Annotated in this window: 2 protein-coding genes; one reads left to right on the top strand and one right to left on the bottom strand. The window is 60.4% G+C overall.

Annotation, left to right across the window (positions count from 1 at the left end):
* The first annotated feature begins 79 nt into the window (after positions 1–79).
* Positions 80–199, top strand: coding sequence for a pilin (locus LAT62_RS16390; RefSeq protein WP_367120573.1), 120 nt, complete (start codon positions 80–82; stop codon positions 197–199).
* Between the two features lie 323 nt (positions 200–522).
* Here the strand turns inward: LAT62_RS16390 and LAT62_RS16095 are convergent, their stop codons facing one another.
* Positions 523–3,366: a hypothetical protein gene (locus tag LAT62_RS16095; protein WP_293386217.1), complete on the bottom strand. Its 2,844-nt coding sequence runs from the start codon at positions 3,364–3,366 to the stop codon at positions 523–525.
* Positions 3,367–4,204 lie beyond the last annotated feature (838 nt).

Below are 4,204 nucleotides of genomic sequence, written 5' to 3'. Positions count from 1 at the left end.
CCCTCGGCCGCTTGCGTCATGCCAAACGGCAGGATCGCAAGCAGCGAGCACACTGGTGCTCATCACACTCGAAAGCGATATGACGGCATTGTCTGGGGAAACGATATTTTTCGAGCAAGTGGCCTCTGGAGGCCAAATAATCTGGGATTGCAGCGGAGGCAGCTTGCCGCCAAGACAGCGCCCCGAGATGTGTCGTTGAACCTCGACAGCCTGGCCCTTGGCCATGCCGGAGCGAGGTTTTCCATCCCGGTCCGGTAATGCCATCTGAGCCTCAAGCTCCGCAGCAAGGATACTTTCAGGTATTGGGCTGATTTCAATCCCATGCTCTCCTGTCTTGAAGCGCGGCTTGACTTGGGCCCCAACGGTGCAAGGGTTTGGGTTGAACCCTTGCACGCGTCCAAAGCGCGGCACCACAGGCCGTCCAGGGCGGGCGAAGTCCAGTTGGTGCCCGGTTGGGTTTCAGTGCAGGCGGTGTCGGGCACGGCTCAAAGTGTCCGGGATCCTACGATCGGCCCGCCGCATTCAGGGCGCTTCGAAGCGGTCTGCGAATATGTCCTTGACCTCGATGGTCACTGTGGCCGACTGGCTGGGCTCGTAGAGTGCGCTACCCGTGTAATGGGCGGTTATCGTGCGGCTGCCAGGGGCGTTCAGGATGATTTCACAGGAGAAGGCGACCTGATTGTTCCCTGCCGGTTCAACCACGGCATCGCAGAATTCTCCCCTGTCGGCTTCGATGCGAGCTCGAAATCCTGTATCAGGAGCGTTGACGGTGCCTTCCGAGCGAGCGCCTACCAACACCGGGTCTCCTGGAGCAGCCTGATCGGGAGTAACCAGCAGAATTTCGGTCATCGTCGCCTCACGTCGCCAGCGCGCCATCCGTCTGGCTGGATGGCCGCCGGCGAGAGCGAATGCGCCACCAGCCATCAGATGGCCATCGTGGACTGCCAGCGTCCAGACCCGGCCGTTCACGCCTGTGCCGTCAGGGCCGCTCAAGCCTGACCAGCTCTCGCCATCCCATCGGGCAATATGGTTGACGGTCTGACCGCCGGCCTCGATGAAATCACCGCCGGCAATCAGATCGCCACCATGTGTGGTTAGCCCCCAGACCGGCTGGCTCATGCCGGTGCCATCTGCACCGCTCAAGTCCGACCAGCCATTACCATCCCATCGGGCAATATGGTTGACGATCTGACCGCCGGCCTGAATGAAATTACCCCCTGCAATCAGATTGCCTTCAAGGACCATAAGCGCCCGGATCTCGCCGTCCATGCCAGTTCCTGCCGGGCCGCTCAAGTCTGACCAGTCTTCACCATCCCATCGGGCAATGTGGTTGACCGTCTTGCCGCCAGCCTGGTCGAATCTGCCTCCGGCAATCAGATCGCCATCATGGACGGCTAGCGCCCCAACCGGGGCGCTCACGCCGGTGCCGTTCTGGCCGGTCAGGCCCGACCAGCTCTCACCGTCCCAGCGAGCAATGTGGTTGACGGTCTGCCCGCCCGCTTCGATGAAGCTACCCCCTGCAATTAGATCACCGTCATGGACAGCCAGTGCCCAGACCCAGCCAACGATCCCGGTGCCGTCTTGGCCGGTCAAGCTAGACCAGCCATCGCCATCCCAGCGGGCGATGCCTCTGCTGACTTCCGCGCCAGCCCGGGCGAAGTCACCGCCAACAATCAGATCCCCATCATGGACGGTCAGTGCGTCGACCAGGTTGCTCCCCTGGCCGACCAGACCGCCCATGCCTGACCAGTCCTCGCTATCCCATCGGGCAATGTGGTTGACGGTCTCAGCGCCTGCCCAGGTGAATCCGCCACCTGCAATCAGATCGCCATCATGGACGGCCAGCGCCCTGACACCGCCATATATGCCAGTACCGCCCGGGCTGCTCAAGCCCGACCAGTTGTCACCATCCCAGCGGGCAATGCGGTCGACGGTCACACCGCCGGCTTGATTAAAGTACCCTGCGGCAATCAGGTCGCCGTCATGGACGGCCAGTGTAAGGACCGTGCTGTTCACGCCGCCGCTATCCGGCCCCCACAAGCGCGTCCAGTTCTGACCATCCCAGCGGATGATGTGGTCCGTCGCTCCCATTGGCAAGCTGAAAAAGAACCCCCCGACGATCAGATCGCCATTGTGGACGGCCAGTGCGTAGACTTCACTGTAAGGATTGGCGTGGCTCGGGCCGCCTATACCTGACCATGTGTCACCATCCCAGCGGGCAATGCGGTTGACGAGCTCACCACCAGCCTCATTGAAATTGCCGCCGGCAATCAAGGCACCATCGTAGACTATAAGGGCTCGGACCGGGTTGTTCATGCCGGTACCGTCCGGGCCGCTCAAGCCCGACCAGCTATCGCCATCCCATCTGGCAACGTGGTTGACGGTCTCACCGCCAGCCTGGGTGAAACTGCCGCCGGCAATCAGTTCTTCGTCATGGACGGCCAGGGCCATGACGGCGTCGTTCATGCCGGTACCGTCCGGGCCGCTCAAGCCCGACCAGCTATCGCCATCCCAGCGGGCAATGCGGTTGACGGTCACACCGCCAGCCTGGGTGAACCAGCCACCTGCAATCAGGTCGCCTTCATGGACAGCCAGAGCCCGGACCCAGCTATTCATGCCAATGCCGTCCGGGCCACTCAAGGCCGACCAGACCTTACCGTCCCATCGAGCAATGTAGTTGACCGTTTCACCGCCAGCCTGTGTAAATTGGCCCCCGGCAATCAGATCGCCATTATGGATGACCAGCGCCCGGACCGGATCATTCATGCCGGTGCCGTCCGGGCCCACTAAAGCCGACCATCCCTCACCATCCCAACGGGCGATGTGATTGGCGATTTGCCCATCCGCCGTCGGGAGCCGGCCGGCAACAATCAGGTCGTCTTCGAAAACCACTGCTACCGAAGGCAGTCCGTCGAGTCCTGGGCCGTAAAAGGTCTTCTCCCAGCCGAAGGTTTCCGACTCGGACCGCGCAACGGCCAGTAGGTTTTGCTGATTGTCAGCGAGCCGGAAGACAGCATCCTGTGCGCCTGCCGGGGCTGGCAGCAGGGACATTGAATCGACCAGTTCGGTTGGTTCGCCACTGGCCTGCCAGAGTCCGTTGTCATCATGGTGGCCAGGCTGCAGGGTGGCAGGCAACGGCCCGGACCACCGCACCGCCAGTCGCGGACCCTCCTTTTCGCTGTTAGCCGGCAGCTTGAGAATACTCAGCATCGCGTCAGCTTCCGGCGGCGCCGTACCGGGCGCACTCAAAGCCGGACTGGCTACAACGCCCAGTGTCAAGGCGATCAGCAAGCCGGCAACAAGAATTCGAGTTTTACGAGCACCGGAATCCACCGAAACGCCTCGGCTACAGCGACCATCATTCATAGTAAGTTCCCTCGTTTGGCATCGGCACTGCACCATCTCGCAGTCCGTCCCTCAGTAGCCGGCTGACATTGTGTTTGGTCAAGCGCGCGCGAGCATTGCGCTTCTTTCATGGCCGACTAGCGAGCAAGAAGTATATACGGGCAAACATCTGCTCTTCAGCGGTATCAGCGTAGGCTTCCCTGTAGAAGCGCCAGTTCGAAGCAAGAGTGAGGCAAGGATACCTGAGGTGTCACGACCGTGTTCAGGCAGGTCTGTACGAGGGCCTAGCCCGAACCTTTGCAGGCTGGAAAGTGCGATCTCATCGGGGGTTCCAGGGAAGGTGATGCCCGGTCGGTGCCCGGTTCAATAACGAACGCTAGGATTCAGGTGCTCCAGAAAACGTTCCGTTGTCCACACAAGATGGACATAAGACGCGCAGTTCAAAGGTTCCAGCGTCCTCTTCAGCCAGAAGCTTATAGGCAACACGTGGCATCGAGGCTCCGTCAAGGAAAGTGGCACCCTAAGTTTTTTCATAGAAAGGTAGGGCGCAGTATTGCAGAGTAAATTCTACGAAGACTTAAAGCGTCAATTTGGCCTCTAGATTCCGGTCTGATCAGAGAACAGCCCACAGGCAAGGGTTTTTCCCAGGACTCGTACAGCCCGCTGGCACCGCTTCATTGGAGGGATTGGCCGAGGCTCGGTGCCGGAATCTGGACACAGGTGTCCGGTCGAATTAGATGCGATCCGATCGTATTGGATCAGCCGCCGGTTGCGGCTGCTATTGAATCCAGCGTATAGGAAGTTTAAGCGGCCTATTTCCTGATTTCCAGCGGTATCCGAAGCCGTCCAGCGCTGACGT

The sequence above is a fragment of the Natronospirillum sp. genome (assembly GCF_022565775.1).
Lineage (GTDB): Bacteria > Pseudomonadota > Gammaproteobacteria > Pseudomonadales > Natronospirillaceae > Natronospirillum.
Note: the sequence above shows the minus strand (reverse complement) of the source record. Positions and strands in the feature narration are given on the sequence as shown.

What these genes read in the sequence shown, in the direction of transcription:
- LAT62_RS16390 (WP_367120573.1), top strand. Translation starts at nt 80, where the DNA reads ATGACGGCATTGTCTGGGGAAACGATATTTTTCGAGCAAGTGGCCTCT.
- LAT62_RS16095 (WP_293386217.1), bottom strand. Translation starts at nt 3,366, where the DNA reads ATGAATGATGGTCGCTGTAGCCGAGGCGTTTCGGTGGATTCCGGTGCT.